A 19,288-nucleotide genomic window follows, 5' to 3' on the forward strand; every position below is an offset into this window, starting at 1 on the left:
CGCTTCGGGCCGAATTCTGCCCCCTCGACGGCGGTTCAGGCGAGGGGCTCCCGCCGGGAAGGCGGGAGCCCCTCTTCGGACCGGTCGGCTCAGTCGTGGTTGGTGGCGAGTGCGACCAGCCGGTCGTACGCACCGTTGAAGGTGTCCTGGTCGATGGGACTGGAGCTGTACTGCCAGAACGTGTAGTAGCTCCAGTTGTAGGGCAGCGTGCCCACCGTCGAGGCGTACCGGGCAACCCACAGCGGGTTGGTCGAGCTGAAGTCCCCGCTGACGCACTGGCTCCACCAGTTGGTGCTGGTGTAGATCGTCGGGTACTTGTTGGTCAGCGAGTGGTAGGTGTCGCTGAAGTCCTTGATCCAGGCGGTCATCGCGCTCTGCGACAACCCGTAGCAGGTCGCACCGTACGGGTTGTATTCCATGTCCAGCGCGCCAGGAAGGGTTTTCCCGTCCGCCGACCAGCCGCCCCCATGGCTCACGAAGTACTCCGCCTGCGTGGCTCCGCTCGACGTGTCGGGGGTCGCGAAGTGGTAGGCACCGCGGATCATCCCGACGTTGTAGGAACCGTTGTACTGCTGGGTGAAATACGGGTTGGTGTAGGTGGTGCTCTCCGTGGCCTTCACGTAGGCGAACCTGATGCCGTCCGCCCAGTAACCGCTCCAGTCGACGTTGCCCTGATAGCCGCTGACGTCGATACCGGCCACCGTGGCGGTGGCGGCCAGCCCGTCGGCATTCAGCCCCTGCGGCATCCGTGCCCGCGCCCGGCTGTCGGGGGTGGACCCGTCTCCCTCGACACGGCGGATCTGCGAACCCATCGGGTGATCGTGGGTGGCCACATACCGGTCGATCGACATCCCGTCGATCGACTTCGGGGCGGCGCCCGCCGGATTGGTCATGCCTCCCAGCAGGACCGCGACGGAAGCGGTGGCGAAAACTGCGGCGAACCGCCGCCATCTTCTTCGTGAAACCGACATTGCGTTACCTCTTCCTGTTGCCCTCGCGATGGACGGCCGTTTGCAGGGAGCCGTCCGCGCGTGATTCTTGATGACCCCAGGGCGACTTGTCACCGAATTCCGTGAAATTTCGGCGTCAGGTGAGTTATTTACGCATGTCGCTTCCGAAGATCCGACTTTCGTCGTCCCCCGCATGGACTAGACCATCAGGAAGTGGCCCTCGCGACATCCCGCAGCCGCCCGAAAGCCTGGTTGAACCGGTTCTGGTCGCCGGGCAGCGCCCCGCGGTCGGAGAACTGCCAGATCGCTTCCCGGGTCCAGCCCGCGGGCAGCGGACCGATCTCGGGCGCGTAACGCGCGACCCACAGCGGGTTGTTCCCGCCGAATCCCGCGTTGCTTCCGGTGCATTTGTTCCACCAACGGGTGGAGGTGTAGATCATCGGGAATCGGCCGGTGCGCGCCTTGTAGGTGTTCGAGAAATCGGCGAGCCAGTTGCTGAGCCGGACGGGGTCCATGCCGTAACAGGCATCGCCATAGGGGTTGTACTCGGCGTCGAGCGCGCCGGGAAGCGTCCTGCCGTCGGGCGACCAGCCGCCGCCGTGGTCCACGAAGTAGTTCGCCTGGTTCGCACCACCGGAGACGTCCGGCCGGGCGAAATGGTAGGCACCACGAATCATGCCGACCTGGTAGGAACCGTTGTACTGCTGGGTGAAACGCGGGTTGATGAACCCGTTGCCCTCGGTGGCCTTGACGTAGACAAAGCGGCCGCCGTCACGCCAGGCGGCCTGCCAGTCCACGTCGCCCTGGTGGCCGCTCACGTCGTGCCCGAGGAGATCGCCGCCCCGGTCGGCCTTGGCCAGTCCGGAGCCATCGGAGCGATCGGAGCGGGCCGTGCCGCCGATGGGCACCGGGACCACACCCTCGAACCGGGCGATCTGCGAACCCGCGAAAGTCGAGTCCGCCAGGCTGTAGTCCGCCGCGCCCCGGCCGGCGGCGGCCGCGGTCGGCGCGAGGCCCAGCAGGGCACTGGTCAGGCAGCCCGAAAGGCAGATCGCCACGCCACTGCGGCGTAGCTTGACGTTCCAACGACGCACGGCGACTCCCATCCTCGGGAAGTCACGATGCCGTCAGCCGCCACGATGTGCGAGTCGATGATCACCCTTGGGAGTGATCTTCGCCGAGAAGCAGCCGGGATGGCTGATCAGCGGCGCCCTTCGGCCGCCAGCGCCTGTTCCAGATGCTCGGCGGGCACCACCGCGGTGACCACGTCGTGCGGATTGATCGTCACCGGATGGCCCGCCAGCAGGGGAACGATGTCGCGGCCGAGCACGGCCCTGGCGTGCGGCCATTCCCGCGGCACCAGGCTCTTCGAGGTGTAGGCGGGCACCATCACCCGGCCGTCCGTGTTGTGGAACCCGATCACCGTGCGCTGCAGCGGGGACATGGCGTAGACGAACAGCGTGGCGTTGAGGATCACCGGCGGCAGGTCCTCGGCGGGGCGGTGCTGGGTGCGGACCAGCTGCAGCAACCGCTCCAGTTCGTTGGCGGGTTCGGGAAAGCCCAACGCCTTCGGCGAAGGGCGGTAACGGTCGTTGGGGTGGAAGTCCTCGACGATGTGGCCCGCGGCGTTGACCGGGTAGGCACCCACCACGGCCCACGACGGCACCGGGCCGTTGGGATCGAACGCCTCGTCGATCACGTAGAGCCAGCTGTTCGGGTTGGCCCTGGCGTTGGCGCGCATCTCGTCGGTGATCTTGGGCTTGCCCAGTCTCCCGCCGGCCTGGGGACTCGGTACGAGCCGGTCCGCTTCGTCCCGCTGCGCCATGTTCAACCCCACGTCTCGCGTGCCTCAGTACTGACGTTCACTCTACTGTTCCCCCATGCCCACTTCGCGTTCGGTCAACCCCGCAGAGTTACGTGCCGCGGTCGAGGCGACCTCGGCGTGGTTGAGCGGAGAAGGGGAGAAACCGCCGCGCGCGGCACTGGCCGCGGCCGTGCGGCTCAGCCTACGCGCCCTTGCCTCGACCGCACCCGGTCGAAGCGTGGAGGTGCGGGTCCCGCCCTTCGCCGCCGTGCAGTGCGTCGAGGGGCCGAGGCATACGCGCGGCACTCCTCCCAACGTGATCGAGACCGATCCGAAGACCTGGCTCGAACTGGCCACCGGCCGTCTACAGTGGACCGACGCGCTCGCGGCGGGCCGGGTTTCGGCCTCCGGCAGCCGAGCCGACCTGTCCCACTGGCTCCCGATCGTGCGCGTCTGAGCCCGGCGGCCCCGCCCTCCGAAAGGTGCGGCGAGCGCGCCCGGTACCTATGGCCGCACCCCGTCGCGGTGTACCTTCGGTAATCGGGTGATTTCTTTCCCACCGATCCCAGCCACGACTTGAGGAAGGTCCTCCCGATGGCTTTGGCCGACTCTGCCGAGCCGGAGCAGGGCACCGGCCCGACCGCACGACGGATGATCCTCGGCACCCAGTTGCGCCGGTTCCGTGAGGACGCCGGCATCACTCGCGCCCAGGCGGCCTGGGAGATCCGCGCCTCGGAGTCCAAGATCAGCCGGATGGAGCTCGGCCGCGTCGGCTGCAAGGAACGCGACGTCGCCGACCTGCTGACCATGTACGGGGTGCACGACGAGGCGACCCGCGACTGGGCCCGGCAGATGGTCAAGCAGGGCAACCAGCCCGGCTGGTGGCACCGCTTCGGGGACACGCTGCCCGGCTGGTTCGACAACTACATCGGACTGGAGGAGGCGGCCACCCGGATCCGGACCTACGAGCTGATGTTCGTGCCGGGGTTGCTGCAGACCGAGGCCTACGCACGCGCGGTGGTGAGCCGGGGCAATCCCGACAACGAGGATCCGAGGGCGGAGAGCCGCGTCGCGGTACGGATGCGCAGGCAGAAGCTGCTGACCGGGGCGAAACCGCCGCGGCTGTGGGCGGTGCTCGACGAGGCGGTGCTACACCGGCCCGTCGGCGGGGTCGCGGTGCTCAAGGGGCAGCTCGAGCACCTGCTCGACCTGATCAAGCTGCCGAACATCTCGGTCCAGATCGTGCCGTTCGACCTGTCCGGCTTCGCCGCCGAGAGCGCTTTCTCCCTGCTGCAGTTCGCCGAGCCGGAGCTGCCGAACATCGCTTACCTGGAACATCTCAACGGCGCGTCCTACCTGGAGAAGGCCGACGAGCTCGAGCTGTACGGCCGGGCCTTCGACCGGCTGACGGTCGACGCAGAAACACCCGATCGAAGTAGGCAAATGCTCATCAAGCGCCTGGCCGAGCTGTAACGACCCGCTGCCGCGACTCTCCGTCACGACCGCGGCGGTCCGAACAGGGAAGCGGTTCACTCGATCGAAGAGCCACCCGCTGAGCAGGACAAACACGCTACGCACCGGCATAATGCCGCGCATTTTCCTTGCATCGGCACTCCTGGTAATTTCCCGACTACAGTGCAAATGCACGTGCATCTGCACTGCCACTCTCGCGTAAGCATCGGGGAAGGCGAGGACAACCATGACCGGACGAATCGAAAACGGCCTGCCTGCGGACCTGCTCACCGGCGTCGCCTGGCGCAAGAGCGCCCGCAGCGGCGCCCTCGGCAACTGTGTGGAACTCGCCTCGCTGCCCACGGGCGAGATCGCCGTCCGCAACTCACGGTTCCCCTCCGGCCCGGCACTCGTCTACACGCGGGACGAGATGGCCGCGTTCGTAGCCGGCGCGAAGGACGGCGACTTCGACGATGTGCTCGGATGAACAGCGTCTCGACATGCGGCTGGCCGACCTCATCGAGCGCGGGTACCAGTTCCTGCACCCGCGCGACGCCCAGGGCCGGATCGTCGCGGTCGTCGGGATCCGGGTGCACGACTCGGTCGTCGACATGATCCGGCTCGAGGCCGAGGACGACGCGATCGCTCTCCGGCTCCCCGGCGACGAGGCCGACGTCCTGGCCCCGCGGCGCGTGCTCTGGCGCAGCCAGGGCACGGCACGACGGGTCCTCGACGACCTGCTCACCCTCCCCGACGACGCGTACGCGGTCTCTGGCCGGGTGCACGGCTGCTGGGTTCCGGGTGAGCACGGCCGCGCGAAGTGGCTGGCCGCGACCGGCTGAAACGTGCGACCGGGCGGAGTGAGTGCCCTGGAGGCGGGGAGAAGGAGCGAAAGGTCACGTCCGCAGACCGTCGCGTCCGGCCCAGTGCCACCTACACTGATGAGTGGCATGCCCTCGTCTCCAGGGAGCACTTTCGTGGTTTCCGACCACATCGCGCACGACCAGCCCGAGTCCGAACCGCGTGAGGAATGCGGCGTCTTCGGTGTCTGGGCACCAGGCGAAGAAGTCGCAAAGATGGCCTACTACGGCCTGTACGCACTTCAGCACCGGGGGCAGGAAGCCGCCGGTATCTCCGTGTCCGACGGCAAGCAGATCGTGGTCTTCAAGGACCTCGGCCTGGTCAGTCAGGTCTTCGACGAGCAGGTGCTCTCGTCGTTGCAGGGCCACATCGCCGTCGGGCACTGCCGGTACTCCACCACCGGCTCCTCGACCTGGGAAAACGCCCAGCCCACCTTCCGCACCACGGACACCGGCAGCGGGCTTTCCCTCGCGCACAACGGAAACCTGGTCAACACGGCCGAACTGCGCGACCGCACGCTGGAAGCCGGGCTCAAGCCGCACGCCGGCTTGACCGGCTCGTCCAGCGACTCCGACCTGGTCTGCGGACTGCTCGCCGCCTCCGCCGCGGACAAGGGCATCGAGGCCGCGGCGCTCGAACTGCTGCCCACCCTCCGTGGCGCGTTCTGCCTCGTCTTCTCCGACGAGAACACCCTCTACGCGGCCCGTGACCCCCACGGTGTGCACCCGCTGGTGCTGGGCAGGCTCGAACGCGGCTGGGTGATCGCCAGTGAGACCGCGGCCCTCGACATCATCGGCGCCTCCTTCGTCCGTGAGGTCGAAGCCGGTGAGCTCATCGCGATCGACGCGGAGGGGCTGCGTTCCTCGCGGTTCGCCAATCCCCAACCCAAGGGCTGCGTGTTCGAGTACGTCTACCTCGCCCGTCCCGACACCGCCATCGCGGGCCGCAGCGTGCACGCCACCCGGGTGGAGATCGGCAAACGGCTCGCGCAGGAGAGCCCGGTCGAGGCCGACCTGGTGATCCCGGTGCCCGAGTCGGGCACCCCGGCCGCGATCGGTTACGCGCAGGCCTCCGGCATCCCGTACGGCCAGGGCCTGGTCAAGAACGCCTACGTCGGGCGCACCTTCATCCAGCCATCGCAGACCATCCGGCAGCTCGGCATCCGCCTCAAGCTCAACCCGCTGCGCGAGGTGATCCGCGGCAAGCGGCTGGTCGTGGTCGACGACTCGATCGTGCGCGGCAACACCCAGCGCGCGCTGGTGCGCATGCTCCGCGAGGCCGGTGCGCTGGAGGTCCACGTGCGGATCGCGTCGCCGCCGGTGCGCTGGCCGTGCTTCTACGGCATCGACTTCGCGTCGCGGGCCGAACTGGTGGCCAACGGGGCCGATCTGGAAGGCATCCGGCGGCTCATCGGTGCCGACTCGCTGAGCTACGTCTCACTCGAAGGCCTGGTCGCGGCGTCCGAACAGCCGAAGACCCGGCTGTGCACGGCCTGCTTCGACGGCCACTACCCGATCCCGCTGCCCGAGGACGCGCTGATCGGCAAGCATCTGCTGGAGAGCATGGACAACGGCGCGGGGAGCACCGCACCTTCCCTGACCGTCAGCCAGGCCGGGTACGGTGCTGGGGACGCCGTCCGGCGTCCCTGAGCCTCAAGACCAGTCTGGAGTCCGCTTGCCGTGAGCGAGTCCACGAACGCCACGTACGCCGCCGCCGGGGTCGACATCGACGCCGGTGACCAAGCCGTCGAGCTGCTCAAGCCGCACGCCGCGCGGGCGAGCAGGCCGGAGGTACTCGGCGGCGTCGGCGGGTTCGCCGGATTGTTCTCCCTGAAGCTGGACCGGTGGAAGGAGCCGGTGCTCGCCTCGTCCACCGACGGGGTCGGCACCAAGATCGCGGTCGCGCAGGCGCTGGACAAGCACGACACCGTGGGCATCGACCTGGTGGCCATGGTGGTCGACGACCTGGTCGTCACCGGCGCGGAGCCGCTGTTCCTGCAGGACTACATCGCGGTCGGCAAGGTGGTGCCGGAGCGGATCGCGGAGCTGGTCGGCGGCATCGCCGAGGGCTGCGTCCAGGCGGGCTGCGCGCTGCTGGGCGGGGAGACCGCCGAGCACCCCGGTCTGATGGGCGAACACGACTACGACCTGTCCGCCACCGGCATCGGCGTGGTGGAAGCCTCCGAACTGCTCGGCCCGGAACGGGTGCGGCCCGGTGACGTGGTACTCGCCATGGGTTCCTCCGGACTGCACTCCAACGGCTACTCGCTGGCTCGGCACGTGCTGCTGGACATCGCCCGCATGCCGCTGGAAGGCCATGTCGAGGAGTTCGGCCGCACCCTCGGCGAGGAAATGCTCGAACCGACGCGCATCTACGCGAAGGACTGCCTCGCGCTCGCCGCCGAGGCCGAAGTGCGCACCTTCGCCCACATCACGGGCGGTGGCCTGGAGGCGAATCTGGCGCGCGTGCTTCCCGCCGGACTGCGCGCCGACCTCGCACGCGGCAGCTGGACCCCGGCGCCGGTGTTCGCCCTGATCGCGCAGCGCGGCAAGGTCGCGCGGGCCGAGATGGAGAAGACGTTCAACATGGGCGTCGGCATGGTCGCGGTGGTCAGTCCCGAGGACGCCGACCGGGCGCTCGCCGTGCTCACCGCGCGGCATGTCCCGGCTTGGATCCTGGGCGAGGTCCGTGCCACCGACGACACCGAGGGACCACGCGCGGTGCTGTCCGGTGACCACCCCCGGTTCTGATCTCGCCGTCACGCGCCGCCTGGTCATCCCGGCCGGGGAACTGCGTGAGCGGTTTTCCCGGTCGTCCGGTCCCGGCGGCCAGGGCGTGAACACCACGGACTCGCGCGTCGAACTGTCCTTCGACGTGGCGACGTCACCGGCGATCCCGGACGATCTGCGCCCGCGCCTGCTGGCCCGGCTGGCGTCCCGGCTCACCGGTGGCGTGCTGACCATCGCCGCGAGTGAGCATCGTGCGCAACTGGCGAACCGCGAGGCCGCGCGGGCGCGGCTGGTGGCGGTGCTCCGGGAGGCGGCGGCGCCGCCCCCGCCGAAGCGGCGCCCGACGAAACCCACGCGGGGTGCGAAGGAACGGCGCCTGGCGGAGAAGAAGCGCCGCGGCGACGTCAAACGTGGCCGCCGCGGCAGCTACGACGACTGATCGGCGGCCTCGTCACCGCCCCTCAGCGCTGCTGGTTTCCGCCTCGCTGATACGGGTTCTGGTACGGCGGCTGTGGTGGGTACCCGGGTGCACCACCGTACGGCGGGAATCCGGGACCCGGGTGGCTCGGGAGGGCAACGGCGCGGCGGCGGCTCCGGCTCACCAGTACGACCACCACGATGATCAGCACGAGCAGAAGCAGACCGCCCCCTGCCGCGAGGATGATCGGAAAGCCCCCGGAATCCTGTTTCGCCATCGGGTGGGCAGCGCCACCGGGTGTTGCCGGAGACGGCATGGCGGACGGCTCCAAGGGGCGCAGCTGCCCGATCCGCATTACGGGTACGGCATCATCAGGCCCTATTCCGCGCTCACCCAGAACATCGACCCGGGGTCGGCCCAGGGACCGCTCGCCAAGCCCGCAGGCGACGGTTCAGCGAAGGGGGCCCCCACTCTGGGGGCCAGAACGGCGGACCGCCCGCAGCACCGTGCTCATGCCCGGGCAGGGCCGGGCTCAGGCGTAGGAGTAGAAGCCCCGCCCGCTCTTCTTGCCGAGCAGCCCGGCATCGACCATGCGCAGCAGCAGCGGCGGCGGCGAGTACAGCGGCTCCTTGAACTCCTCGTACATCGACTCGGCGATCGCCTTGATCGTGTCGAGACCGATCAGGTCGGACAAGCGCAGCGGTCCCATCGGGTGCGCGGTGCCCAGTTCCATCCCGCGGTCGATGTCCTCCGCCGAGGCGAACCCGGACTCGATCATGCGGATCGCCGAGAGCAGGTACGGGACCAGCAGCGCGTTCACGATGAACCCGGCGCGGTCCTGCGAGCGGATGACGGTCTTGCCGAGCACCTCGGTGGCGTGCGCTTCGGCGCGGGCGATCGTCTCCTCGCCGGTCAGCAGCGAAGGCACCAGCTCGACCAGCGGCAGCACCGGGACCGGGTTGAAGAAGTGGATGCCGATCACCTGCGCGGGACGGCGGGTCGCCATCCCCAGCTTCATGATCGGGATGGACGAGGTGTTCGAGGCGAAGATCGCGTCCTCGCGTTCGACGACCTTGTCCAGCGACCGGAAGACCTCGACCTTGGCCTGCTCCTGCTCGAGGATGGCCTCGATGACGAGATCACGGTCGGCGAAGGCGGAGAGGTCGGTGGTGAACGTCAGCCGCTTCAGAGCCGCCTCGGCGTCGGCCTCGGTCAGCTTGCCCGCGCGGACACCGCGCTGCAGCGACTTCTCGATCCGGGCTCGTCCGGCGTCCAGGGCCGGCTGGCTGACCTCGGTGACGACCACGTCGATGCCCGCTCTCGCGTGCACCTCCGCGATTCCCGAGCCCATCAGTCCGGCGCCGATCACGCCGACGCGCTGGATGTCCGCCATCGCACACTCCTTCAGTTCCGGTGAGCCCGGAGCACGACGAGGAACGAGGGCGGGGTCCGGAATCTCCCCGGACCCCGCCCTCGTGCTTCGTCGGCGTCAACGACGGTAGTCGTCGTAGTCCTCGTCGTCGTCCTCGATCGCGTACGGGTCCTTGAACTCGTCCTCGTCGTGGGAGTTCTGAGAGGATTTACCTGACAGCTCGCGCTGCAAAGCATCGAAGTCAGTGTCGTGAGTGCTGTATTTGAGCTCTCGCGCCACCTTCGTCTGCTTGGCCTTAGCCCGGCCGCGCCCCATGGCTCGACCCCCTCGCACAGGGACGGGGCGGCCGGGGGAAACGGCGGCCCCGCATGTTCGACAACTATTTCCTGTCCACACCGTACCTTGTCCGAGGGGGAGAATGCGACGTGGCATCTCCTCTCGTGGCGAGCATCTCTCTCACCGTGCCGCCCGTCTCGCCCCCCGGTGCGACCCGACGTGCCACGATTCAACTGTGCTTCGACCGTTCGTGGCCTACCTGCGGGTGTATGAGCCCCTGTCCGCTTTCCGCGAAACACCCGCTGACCAGCTACGAAAGGCGATCGAGGCCGTTCAGCTGACCCGGGCGACCGTCGGCGAGCGCGAACAGCGGCTGTGGCTCAAATCACAGACCTCGGCTCCGGCCCGGCTGCTGCCCGCAGAGCTCCCCGACGGCCGGGCCGTCCCCGGCACCGGCACCGACTTCCTCGTGCTGGATCCGGCCGACGTGCCGGGCGAGGTGGGCCCGGGACCGCTGATCTGCCCGCTGGAGGTGCGCGCCCGCTCGGCGGCCGCACTCGTCAGCTTCCTCGGGGAGGCGCCACCCGCCCTGCGGGCCACCGTGCTCGAGGCGGGCGGGGTCAGCGCCGAAGCGGTGCGTTCCCGCGCCAGTGCGGCGCTGAGCGAGCTCAACCGCGCGGCCGTGCACGTGCTGTCCACCACCTGGACGGTCCCGCTGCCGTGGTTCGCCCTGGTCGACCCGGCACAGCGGCGGCTGCACCTGGGCACCGGGCGTGACGACCCGGACCGCGAGCTGTCATGGCGGGTCGCCATGCCCGACGCGCTGGCGCGCGCGGCCGAGGCCCGCGAACTCATCGAGAACACCCTCGGGGACTCCGGCCCCACCCGGATCCTCGCGGAAACCGAACAGTGGCTGGCCAACTTCGACCCGGCCTCGGCGGTGGAACTCGACTACGGCGGGCTCGTGCAGCTGATCGATGATCCGGTCCTCGAATCGGACGCCTCGGCCGAAGAGGTGCACGCCATCCTGGAGGCGCTGCGGGCGGGGGACGTCGAGCAGATCGCCGAGCTGTTCAGCGCCCTGCGGGAGTACTGGAGCGAACTGGCCGCCATGGAGCACGCGAACTAGGACACCTATCGATCTTCGTCGTCGCGGGCGCGTTCGGCGGCGAGCAGCTCGTCCACGGACGCGGTGCCGCTGGCGTAGCGGGTGGCGATCTCGGCGTTGAGCAGGTCCACCACGGCCTGCACCTCGCGGCGCCGCGCGGACACCGACGCCTCCTCCTCGACGTAGTCGTGCAGGGTCGCGTCCAGCTTCGCGTCGCTGAGGGAACCGACGTCGGTCAGATCGATGTTGCCCGCCAGCGCCTCCGCCTGCCGCCGGTGCTCACCAGCCCGCGACGGCTCCAGCGCCTGATGCCGCCCGGAACCGCGGGCTGGACGCAGGGTGTTGTCGGACAGGATGGTGGCCAACTGGTCCACGATGCTCGTCTGCCCGCCGGTGCTGCGGCGCTGCTGCTCCGCGCGCACGATGTCGATCCGGACGTGCAGGAGCCGGCGCAGGTACGACAGGTCGGTCTCTTCCTGGGCGGCCTCGTCCCGCCGCTCGCGCAGCTCACCGAGGGACAGCTCGGCGAGGGCTTCGACGTAGCCGGGGTCCAGGACGCGGTCGATGCGGCGGCGTCCACCGGGCCGGACTTCGATCACGCGGACATCCTGCTCCATCCCACCCCGGCGCGCTAGGCCGGGTTCGCCGGGTTCGCCGTTCAGCCGCGCAGGCGGGCGGCCGCCATCCGCCCCGGCGCGGCCCCCTCCGCAGGTACCGAATCCGGATCGATCGCGGCCTGCACGACGCGATCGTCGTCGCCGGCGAGCAGTTCCGCGTCGATCGGAGTCGATCGTTTGATCAGTGCCAGCGCCACCGGACCCAGTTCGTGGTGGCGCGCGACGCTGCCCACACGGCCGACGATCCGCTCGCCCAGCCGCACCGGGTCCCCCGTTTCGGGGTAGACCTCCGGTGAGCCGTCCAGGTGCAGCAGCAGCATGCGGCGGGGCGGCCTGCCGACGTTGAACACCTTGGACACGGTCTCCTGGCCGCGGTAGCACCCCTTGGCCACGTGCGCGGCACTGCCGATCCAGTTCACCTCGTGGGGGATGGTGCGCTCGTCGGTGTCCACGCCGAGGCGGGGTCGCAGCGACTCGACGCGCAGCGCGTCGAAGGCCCAGCTGCCCGCCGGGCGGGCACCGGCATCGGTGATCCGCCGCCACCAGTCCGCCAGCTCCGCCCTCGGCACCGCAAGGTCCACACTGGACCGTCCGGGCCAGGGCATCCGGCGGGCGAAACCGCCCTCGAACCCGGTCACCGCGTAGGGCGTTGCGGCGAGCGCAATGTCCAAAACGGACAGAATCCGGTCGGCGTCCGGCCCGAGCAGGGTCAGGATGGCCAGGTCACCGGTGACATCGCCGATCTCCACCTTCGACCAGAACCGCATCGCCTCCAGGTACTCGCGCAGGGTCTGCGGGCCGCCCCTTGGCAGTGCGCTGGTGGCGTGCGCACCGGGATCGGTGTCGAGGTAGACGGCCTCGCCCACGTGCGCCAGCACCATGTGGGTGTCGACGTGGCCCTGGCTGTCCAGGACGAGCGCCTCCGTGCCCGCACCGTCGGGCAGTTCCGTCACGTGCTGGGAAATCACCAGGTGCAACCAGGAAAGCCGCTCGGGACCGGTCACCTTGAGCACCTCACGGTGCGACCGGTCGACCACCGCGACCCCGCGGGACGCGGTGCGCTGCTCGGCGAAGGGATCGCCCCAATGCCAGGGAACCCCCTGCTCCACGACGCCCTCACCGGGCGCGATCGATCCGGGGGCGGCCAGCAGCGGCGACTGGTAGGTCATATCCGTCATCGTAGGTGAGTACCGTGGGCTCATGCGCGTACTCGCCTTCCTTGACGGCACCCTCGCCAATCCCGAAACCCCGCACATCAGGGTGGACGACCTGGGATTGATGCGCGGTGACGGCGTCTTCGAAACCATCCTCGTCGTCGACGGCGAGCCCCGGGAGCTCCGTCCCCATCTGGACCGGCTCGCCCGCTCGGCGTCGATGCTCGATCTGCCGGAGCCCGACGACGAGGCCTGGCAGCACGTGGTCGCGCAGGTGATCGACAACTGGCCCGGTGGCCACGAATTCGCGCTGAAACTGGTTTACACGCGGGGGGTCGAGGGCGACCCCGAGGCGCGCCCCACCGCGTTCGCGCTGGGCATGACGATCGACGAGAAGGTGACCCGAGCCCGTGCCGAGGGGGTTTCGGTGGTCACGCTCGAGCGCGGGATCGACCCCGGACTCGCGGAACGCTCGCCGTGGCTGCTGCTCGGCGCGAAGTCGCTGTCGTACAGCATCAACATGGCGGCGGGCCGCGAGGCCGCGCGGCGCGGCGCGAACGACGTGATCTTCCTGGCGACCGACGGTTCGGTGCTGGAGGGCCCCACGTCGAACGTGGTGATCGCCCAGGGCAGGACGCTGCTTACACCCCCCGCCACGATCGGCATCCTGCCCGGCACCACGCAGGCGGCGGTGTTCCGGGGCGCCGAGCGCGCGGGCTGGAGCACCAAGATCGAGCCGCTGCACGCCGACGACCTGCGCGCCGCCGACGGCGTGTTCCTCGCCTCTTCGGTCCGCAAGCTGACCAGGGTGCACACCCTCGACGGACAGCCGTTGCGGGACGCGAGCGAGATCCACGCCGAACTGGCCGAGGCGTACGAAAACGTCTACGCCTGAGGTCTGAAACGGACGCGGGTTCCGGGGCGCGCCTGCGCGAGGGCGGGCAACGCCGCCGGTGCCACCACCCCGATCACGGGATAACCGCCGGTGGTCGGGTGATCGGCGAGGAAGACGAGCGGCAGCCCGCTGGGCGGTACCTGGATCGCCCCGGTGACGATGCCCTCGCTCGGCAGTTCGCCGTCCCGCACGCGCCGCAGCGGTTCCCCGGACAGCCGCAGCCCGACCCTGTTCGACTCGGACGTGACCGTCCAGCGCGTGGCCAGCGTCGAGGCGGGCTCGGCGAACCAGTCGTCCCGCGGGCCGAGCAGCACCGGCACCTCGAACTCCCGGGCGGGCGAGAGTGGGGCGAGTTCGTCTTCACCGACCGGAACACCCTGCGGTGAGCCCAGCGGGAGGACGTCTCCCGGCGCCAGCGGGGCGGGGCCGATACCGGACAGCACGTCGCGCGACCGGCTGCCGAGCTCCGGTTCCACCGCTACCCCGCCGGACACCGCCAGATAGCAGCGCAACCCGGTCTCCGGCGTGCCGATGGTCAACGTCCGTCCCTCGGCGAGGTGCACCGGAACGTGCGAGCCCACCGGCCGCCCGTCCAGCGTGACCAGCACGGGCGGACCGGTCACCGCGATGGTGCAGGAACACCGCGCTCGCAGGCTCAGCCCGCCGAGCAGCGACTCGACGCCGGCCGCGGACGCCGCGTTGCCGACCAGGCGGTTGGCCAGTACCAGCGCGGGCCCGTCGAGCGCACCCGACGGCGGCACCCCGAGATGGGCGTACCCGGGCCTGCCGAGATCCTGGATCAGCGACGAGGGCCCGGGGGCCAGTACCTCGATCGACCTCATCCCGCCCTCCGGAACCGCACCCGGTCGCCGGGCGACAGGAGCGCCGGCCGCTCGGCGCGCGTGTCGAACAGCACCGCGGTGGTGTGCCCGAGCAGGCGCCACCCCCCGGGCGAAGATCGCGGGTAGACCCCGGTGAACTCGCCGCCCAGCCCGACCGAACCGGCGGGCACCCGCGTCCGCGGCGTCACCAGGCGGGGCTGCCGCAGGGGCTCGGGCAACCCGGTCAGATAGGCGAATCCCGGTGCGAAACCGGTGAAGGCGACGGTGTACTCGGCACCGGTGTGCAGTTCGACGACCTCGTCAACGGACCGGCCCGCGGTGCGGGCGACCAGGTCGAGATCGTCCCCGTCGTAGTGGACGTCCAGGGTGACCAGGCATGGCTCGGCACTGGGCGGGTGATCGAGGTCGGCGCCCTCCACGAGGTCACGGACCCGGGCGAGCACCCGCGCCCCGGGGCGTGTCACCACGAGCACCGTGCGGGCACCCGGTACCACCTCGAGCACGTCCGGCAGGTCCGCCGCGGTCACCGTGGCGCGGACCGCGCTCGTCTCCTCGATCGAAGCGCATTCGATCAGCACCGCGTCCGCGCCGCACGGCAGCCAGCGCAAGTTCGTCAGCCGACGACGCGGCGGAGATAGGCGGAAACGTGCGGCTGCAGTTCGTGGCCGACCATCGCGCGCTCCTCGACGTAGGCGAGGTCGCCGTTGTTCACCAGGCCGTAGAGCCGCTGCGCGCCGGTGACCTCCTTGGCGCTGGCCGTGCGGACCACCGCGTCGGTGCCCAGCTCCCAGGACGTCTGGTTGCGCGGCTTGCCGTAGAAGATCTCCATGATGCCGCTGGAATGCGCCAGGAGCAGTTCGATGGTGTCGTCGGCCTGCGGGCGCCACCAGCCCACCTCGCGGGCCGCGGGCCGGAGGACGTTGCCTTCGTCGTCGAGCAGCCAGGACCGGGCCTCGTGGAGGAGGAACGGTCTGCCGTCGTGCGCGATGGTCAGCTGCTGGCCGAACCTGACCGGCTTGTCCATCGTCGGATAGACGACCTCGCCCTCGCCGCGCCACACCCCGACCAGCGGAAGCAGCGCCAGGCAGGCGTCGTTGAGGTTCGCGCCCTCGCGAAGGTTGGCCGTGTCGACTGGGATCGGCAGGTCGTCGAACTGCGGCAGGTTCAGACTCCGCGTGCTCTCCGCCCGCCGCTCCGCCGCCTGGATGGCGTCGTCGCCGCTGCTCATCGCTTCGGTACTACCTCAGCGCTGGTCGGCGTAGAGCCGGTAGACGACGTAGAACGTGAACCAGAGGATGGCGACGGCCGCGATGACCAGCAGCGTCGTAAACAGGATCTCCACGCGTGCAGGATAGCTCCCGGCCGCCGGGTCCGACCCCGCCCAGTCCCGAAATGCCGCGTAGCCCACGTTCGGCCGCCCACAACACAGCAGCGGGGGACCTTCGCCGCGAATCATTCGCAGCAAAGGTCCCCCGCTGTCGAGTCCCTTACGCGACCGCGATGGTCAGCTGGTGGAGGCCGGGGCCTTCGGCGGTCACCGAGGCCTCGCCCTTGCCCGCACGGTGCAGGGCACGCACCGTCCAGGAACCGGGGGCCGCGTAGAAGCGGAAGTCACCTTCGGGGGAGGCCTGCACCTCACCGGCGAAGTCGCCGTCGCCGTTGAGCAGGCGCACGTAGGCGCCGCCCAGCGGGCCGTCGCCGCCGGTCACCTTGCCCGCCACCACGACCTCGCCGCGGGTGTCCAGGTCGGCCGGAGTGGCCGTCTGCACCGGTGCGCCGCAACCGTCTGCACTCATGATCACTTAGCTCCCGTCTCGATCGGCACGCCCACGAGCGAGCCGTATTCGGTCCACGATCCGTCGTAGTTCTTCACGTCTTCGAGCCCGAGCAGCTCGTGCAGGGCGAACCAGGAGTGGCTCGACCGCTCGCCGATGCGGCAGTAGGCGATGGTCGCCTTGCCGCTCTCCAGGCCGGCCCCGTCGTAGAGCTCCTTGAGCTCCTCGTTGCTCTTGAAGGTGCCGTCCTCGTTGGCGGTCTTGGCCCACGGCACGCTCAGCGCGGTCGGGATGTGCCCGGCGCGCTGCGCCTGCTCCTGCGGCAGGTGCGCGGGCGCCATGAGCTTGCCGGAGAACTCGTCGGGCGAGCGGACGTCGATCAGGTTCTTGGTGCCGATGGCGTCGATCACCTCGTCGCGGAAGGCGCGGATCGAGGTGTCGGGCTCCTTGGCGACGTAGGTGGTGCGCTCGCGCTTGACCTCGTCCGTGCTCAGCTCACGGCCGTCGAGCTCCCACTTCTTGCGGCCGCCGTCGAGCAGCTTGACGTTGTCGTGCCCGTAGACTTTGAAGTACCAGTACGCGTAGGCGGCGAACCAGTTGTTGTTGCCGCCGTAGAGGATCACCAGGTCGTCGTTGCCGATGCCCTTCTCCGACAGCAGAGCCTCGAAACCGGCCTTGTCCACGAAATCGCGGCGCACCGGGTCCTGCAGCTCGCTCTTCCAGTCGATCTTCACGGCGCCGCGGATGTGGCCGCCGTCGTAGGCGGACACGTCCTCGTCCACCTCGGCGAAGACCACGCCGGGGGTGTCCAGGTTTTCCTCGGCCCACTGCGTCGTCACGAGGACGTCTTCACGGCTCATGGTCGGTGGCACTCTCTTCCTTGTTCCAGCTGGCTTCTTGGGGGATGTCCGGATTCAGGACTGGGGAGCCTCGCCCGCACTCGGCACGACCCGGCGGATCAGCAGGTACATCTCGCAGCCGAGGCAGAAGTTGAACGCCGCGTTGAGGAAGGCGGCGAGCAATGCGAACGCGGTCGCGACGACACCGAGCACGGTCGCGCCGGAGACGTAGCCGACGGTGCCGACGAGCGCGAACACGAACCCGACGGTCTGGGCGAACCGCAGCGGGGCGGCGTCCTCGCGCTCGGTGGCCGGCGCCAGCCTCGGTGCCACGAGTACCCGGTAGAGCACCGAGTACGGGGCGGGCCGGAGCCCGACGAAGGCGCCGATAGCGAACACCACGGTCTGTGCCGCGAGCAGCGGCCACCACCCGGTGACCAGCACGACGGCGAGCACCACCGCGGTCACCACCGCGGCGAAACGGGGACCTCGCGGATCGACTGCGGGTCCTGCTGACATGTGACCTCCCCGGTCAGACGCGCGCGAAAAAACACGTCACTGAGGGAAAAGGGAATGGACGAACGGAACGGACCCGTCAGTCCAGACACAGGCTGCTGCGCACGCGGCAGAAATCGACCGCGCGGCGTTGCGTCAGCAAGGTGATGGGCAGCCTGTCCACGGCATTCAGCCTACCCAGGGTTCCCTGTTCGTGGGAACCACGTTCATCAGGTGAGACGAGTGGCGGGGCTATCGGCGGCGGGCAGGTGCTCGCCGAGTGCCGCCAGTACCTCCTCGCCCTTCGGCACGCCGCTGACGCGCAGCAGTTCCGTGCCGTCGGGGGTGAAGGCGATGGTGGTCGGGGTGCGCAGCACGCCCAGCGCCCGCGCCACCTCCGGCTGATCGGTCACGTCGAGCTCGACGTGGGTCAGTCCCTCCGTGCGCCCGGCCAGTGGCGCGAGCACCGCCTTCGCGTGGCGGCACGGGGCACAGAACGAGGCGGAGACCTGGACGAGAGTGACCCGGCCCGCCGGGTCGATGACCTCGGCCACCGGCGCGGGCAGGGCGCGCTTGGACTTCTTCGCGGCCCGGATCCGGCCCTCGCGGGCGTACCGCAGCGCCCCCGCGAACAGCCCGAGCACCACCACGCCCGCCACGACCCACAAGCCGGTCATCCGTTTCACCCTCCCGAAGCCATCCTGCTGAACTGTACGTTCTCGGCCTCGCCCTTGATGGTGACGGAACCGCTGTTGACAACCACTGCCGTCGGCGTCACCGCGAAGGGGAGCTTCCCGGTGTCGATGGTCGCCTTGAAATTGGGCAGCAAGGCCTTCTGCACAGCCTGGGGAACAACGGTGGTCTCCTTGTCATTCCCGTACTGCAGGCGCGCGGGGATGATCTGGATCGTCGTCCCGTGCAGCTCGATCATGGCGAAGCAGAAGATCTCGATCTTCTGACCGCCGATCTCGACATTGCCGGAGACCCGGATCCCGGCCTTCGACTTGTCCTGCGTTTCGGCGCGGGCGGTGGCACCGTCCTTCGCCGACGTCAGGTCCTGTCCGGTCTGCACGTACTCGATGCTCGACGGCTCGATCCGAAGGTCCTCGATCTTGGTCAGCGGGTCGATCTTGGCGATGTCGCTGGCCTTGATGGTGACCTGGGCGGACAGTTTGCCGATCGTGATCGCGCTCGTGTTCCCGTTCACCAGGTCCGACAGCGGCGCGGCCACGTCGGTCAGCTCGGCGTTGACGCCGACGTCCTTGAGGTCCTTGATGGGCACGCCCGAGGCAGACAGCGAGATGTGCCGGTAGTCACCGCCGATCGCCTGGGTGGTGAACGGGAAGCCGTGGATGGTGACCGAGGGGTCGTCGGTCAGGCCCAGTTGCTGCCGTGCCTTCTGGGACACCGTGTGCTCGGCGTAGGCCGCGAGCCCGAAATCCGCCGCGACCAGGACGCCGGCCAGCACGACGAGGCTGATGACGATCCGCCGGGCGCGCCGGCCACGGCGGTTCGCCGGGTGGGGGGAAGCGGTCCGGTCCTCGGTCGCAGGCCTGCTCACTGTTCGTATCCGATCTGTCGGAAGTCCTTGGTCCCCAGTGTGACGTCACTGTGACGAGCACGGCACGGGGGAGGTGTTTCCAGTGTTCGCCGGTTACTCTTACTAAACACCGGCCAGGGGGGCTCGCGGCTACGAACACG

The 19,288-nt window shown here is 69.5% G+C and carries 24 protein-coding genes; 9 read left to right on the top strand and 15 right to left on the bottom strand.

Going from position 1 to position 19,288, the window contains the following annotated elements:
- Window positions 1-89: 89 nt before the first annotated feature.
- The 3 genes from FNH05_RS05595 to FNH05_RS05605 all read right to left on the bottom strand — a co-directional run bounded on the left by FNH05_RS05595 (window position 90) and on the right by FNH05_RS05605 (window position 2,775).
- Window positions 90-971, bottom strand: a complete 882-nt coding sequence (locus tag FNH05_RS05595; RefSeq protein WP_144586190.1) for a lysozyme — start codon at window positions 969-971, stop codon at window positions 90-92.
- A gap of 185 nt (window positions 972-1,156) precedes the next feature.
- Window positions 1,157-2,056 carry a lysozyme gene (locus FNH05_RS05600; RefSeq protein ID WP_144586191.1) on the bottom strand — a complete coding sequence of 300 codons (900 nt, stop codon included), beginning with the start codon at window positions 2,054-2,056 and terminating at the stop codon, window positions 1,157-1,159.
- 95 nt (window positions 2,057-2,151) lie between these two features.
- Entirely contained in the window at window positions 2,152-2,775 is a 624-nt protein-coding gene (locus FNH05_RS05605) for a type VII secretion system-associated protein (RefSeq protein ID WP_144586192.1), read from the bottom strand.
- 55 nt (window positions 2,776-2,830) lie between these two features.
- On the opposite strand from FNH05_RS05605, the gene FNH05_RS05610 reads away from it, so the two are divergent.
- The 7 genes from FNH05_RS05610 (at window position 2,831) to arfB (ending at window position 8,235) form a co-directional block, all read left to right on the top strand.
- Window positions 2,831-3,211, top strand: coding sequence for a sterol carrier family protein (locus FNH05_RS05610; RefSeq protein WP_144586193.1), 381 nt, complete (start codon window positions 2,831-2,833; stop codon window positions 3,209-3,211).
- 137 nt (window positions 3,212-3,348) lie between these two features.
- Complete coding sequence (locus FNH05_RS05615; protein WP_144586194.1) at window positions 3,349-4,227, top strand: helix-turn-helix domain-containing protein; 879 nt, start codon at window positions 3,349-3,351, stop codon at window positions 4,225-4,227.
- Between the two features lie 226 nt (window positions 4,228-4,453).
- Window positions 4,454-4,693 carry a DUF397 domain-containing protein gene (locus FNH05_RS05620; RefSeq protein ID WP_144586195.1) on the top strand — a complete coding sequence of 80 codons (240 nt, stop codon included), beginning with the start codon at window positions 4,454-4,456 and terminating at the stop codon, window positions 4,691-4,693.
- 13 nt (window positions 4,694-4,706) lie between these two features.
- Window positions 4,707-5,048, top strand: a complete 342-nt coding sequence (locus FNH05_RS05625) for a hypothetical protein (protein ID WP_246127552.1) — start codon at window positions 4,707-4,709, stop codon at window positions 5,046-5,048.
- 108 nt (window positions 5,049-5,156) lie between these two features.
- Window positions 5,157-6,716 (top strand): amidophosphoribosyltransferase, encoded by a 1,560-nt coding sequence (purF, locus tag FNH05_RS05630; RefSeq protein ID WP_186382401.1) that lies wholly within the window; start codon window positions 5,157-5,159, stop codon window positions 6,714-6,716.
- 30 nt (window positions 6,717-6,746) lie between these two features.
- Complete coding sequence (purM, locus tag FNH05_RS05635) at window positions 6,747-7,817, top strand: phosphoribosylformylglycinamidine cyclo-ligase (protein WP_144586198.1); 1,071 nt, start codon at window positions 6,747-6,749, stop codon at window positions 7,815-7,817.
- Window positions 7,798-8,235, top strand: coding sequence for an alternative ribosome rescue aminoacyl-tRNA hydrolase ArfB (gene arfB, locus FNH05_RS05640; RefSeq protein WP_144586199.1), 438 nt, complete (start codon window positions 7,798-7,800; stop codon window positions 8,233-8,235). The genes purM and arfB overlap by 20 nt, the downstream gene beginning before the upstream one ends.
- A gap of 511 nt (window positions 8,236-8,746) precedes the next feature.
- Here the strand turns inward: arfB and FNH05_RS05645 are convergent.
- Entirely contained in the window at window positions 8,747-9,607 is an 861-nt protein-coding gene (locus FNH05_RS05645; protein ID WP_144586200.1) for a 3-hydroxybutyryl-CoA dehydrogenase, read from the bottom strand.
- Window positions 9,608-9,703: 96 nt separating this feature from the next.
- Window positions 9,704-9,901: a DUF3073 domain-containing protein gene (locus FNH05_RS05650; RefSeq protein ID WP_144586201.1), complete on the bottom strand. Its 198-nt coding sequence runs from the start codon at window positions 9,899-9,901 to the stop codon at window positions 9,704-9,706.
- 196 nt (window positions 9,902-10,097) lie between these two features.
- Between FNH05_RS05650 and FNH05_RS05655 the strand changes: the two genes are divergently transcribed.
- A complete protein-coding gene (locus tag FNH05_RS05655; protein ID WP_144586202.1) occupies window positions 10,098-10,991 on the top strand; it encodes a DUF8083 family protein in 894 nt (297 codons plus the stop codon).
- A 5-nt stretch (window positions 10,992-10,996) separates the two neighbouring features.
- Here FNH05_RS05655 and FNH05_RS05660 read toward each other — a convergent pair whose 3' ends face one another.
- Together FNH05_RS05660 and ygfZ are read right to left on the bottom strand one after the other, a co-directional pair.
- Window positions 10,997-11,569, bottom strand: a complete 573-nt coding sequence (locus tag FNH05_RS05660) for an RsiG family protein (RefSeq protein ID WP_144586203.1) — start codon at window positions 11,567-11,569, stop codon at window positions 10,997-10,999.
- Between the two features lie 59 nt (window positions 11,570-11,628).
- Entirely contained in the window at window positions 11,629-12,756 is a 1,128-nt protein-coding gene (ygfZ, locus tag FNH05_RS05665) for a CAF17-like 4Fe-4S cluster assembly/insertion protein YgfZ (protein WP_144586204.1), read from the bottom strand.
- Between the two features lie 31 nt (window positions 12,757-12,787).
- Between ygfZ and FNH05_RS05670 the strand changes: the two genes are divergently transcribed.
- Window positions 12,788-13,636, top strand: coding sequence for an aminodeoxychorismate lyase (locus tag FNH05_RS05670; RefSeq protein WP_144586205.1), 849 nt, complete (start codon window positions 12,788-12,790; stop codon window positions 13,634-13,636).
- On the opposite strand, the gene FNH05_RS05675 is transcribed toward FNH05_RS05670, so the two are convergent.
- The 8 genes from FNH05_RS05675 to FNH05_RS05710 all read right to left on the bottom strand — a co-directional run bounded on the left by FNH05_RS05675 (window position 13,627) and on the right by FNH05_RS05710 (window position 19,148).
- Window positions 13,627-14,478, bottom strand: coding sequence for a 5-oxoprolinase subunit C family protein (locus FNH05_RS05675; RefSeq protein WP_144586206.1), 852 nt, complete (start codon window positions 14,476-14,478; stop codon window positions 13,627-13,629). The genes FNH05_RS05670 and FNH05_RS05675 overlap by 10 nt on opposite strands.
- Window positions 14,475-15,086 (bottom strand): 5-oxoprolinase subunit PxpB, encoded by a 612-nt coding sequence (pxpB, locus tag FNH05_RS05680; protein WP_144586207.1) that lies wholly within the window; start codon window positions 15,084-15,086, stop codon window positions 14,475-14,477. The genes FNH05_RS05675 and pxpB overlap by 4 nt, the downstream gene beginning before the upstream one ends.
- 5 nt (window positions 15,087-15,091) lie before the next feature.
- The gene (locus FNH05_RS05685; protein WP_144586208.1) at window positions 15,092-15,706 is read right to left on the bottom strand and encodes a heme-binding beta-barrel domain-containing protein; all 615 of its coding nucleotides are present in this window, start codon (window positions 15,704-15,706) and stop codon (window positions 15,092-15,094) included.
- A 259-nt stretch (window positions 15,707-15,965) separates the two neighbouring features.
- On the bottom strand, window positions 15,966-16,274 hold the full coding sequence (locus tag FNH05_RS05690; RefSeq protein ID WP_144586209.1) for a DUF1416 domain-containing protein: 309 nt from the start codon (window positions 16,272-16,274) through the stop codon (window positions 15,966-15,968).
- Window positions 16,275-16,276: 2 nt separating this feature from the next.
- Complete coding sequence (locus tag FNH05_RS05695) at window positions 16,277-17,113, bottom strand: sulfurtransferase (RefSeq protein ID WP_144586210.1); 837 nt, start codon at window positions 17,111-17,113, stop codon at window positions 16,277-16,279.
- A 54-nt stretch (window positions 17,114-17,167) separates the two neighbouring features.
- Window positions 17,168-17,611 (bottom strand): DUF4395 domain-containing protein, encoded by a 444-nt coding sequence (locus tag FNH05_RS05700; RefSeq protein ID WP_144586211.1) that lies wholly within the window; start codon window positions 17,609-17,611, stop codon window positions 17,168-17,170.
- 206 nt (window positions 17,612-17,817) lie between these two features.
- Window positions 17,818-18,264, bottom strand: a complete 447-nt coding sequence (locus FNH05_RS05705) for a TlpA family protein disulfide reductase (protein ID WP_144586212.1) — start codon at window positions 18,262-18,264, stop codon at window positions 17,818-17,820.
- Window positions 18,265-18,269: 5 nt separating this feature from the next.
- Window positions 18,270-19,148 carry an LmeA family phospholipid-binding protein gene (locus FNH05_RS05710; protein ID WP_186382402.1) on the bottom strand — a complete coding sequence of 293 codons (879 nt, stop codon included), beginning with the start codon at window positions 19,146-19,148 and terminating at the stop codon, window positions 18,270-18,272.
- Between the last annotated feature and the right edge of the window lie 140 nt (window positions 19,149-19,288).

It is taken from the genome of Amycolatopsis rhizosphaerae, from assembly GCF_007713715.1.
In the GTDB taxonomy this organism is placed as follows: Bacteria; Actinomycetota; Actinomycetes; order Mycobacteriales; family Pseudonocardiaceae; genus Amycolatopsis_E; species Amycolatopsis_E rhizosphaerae.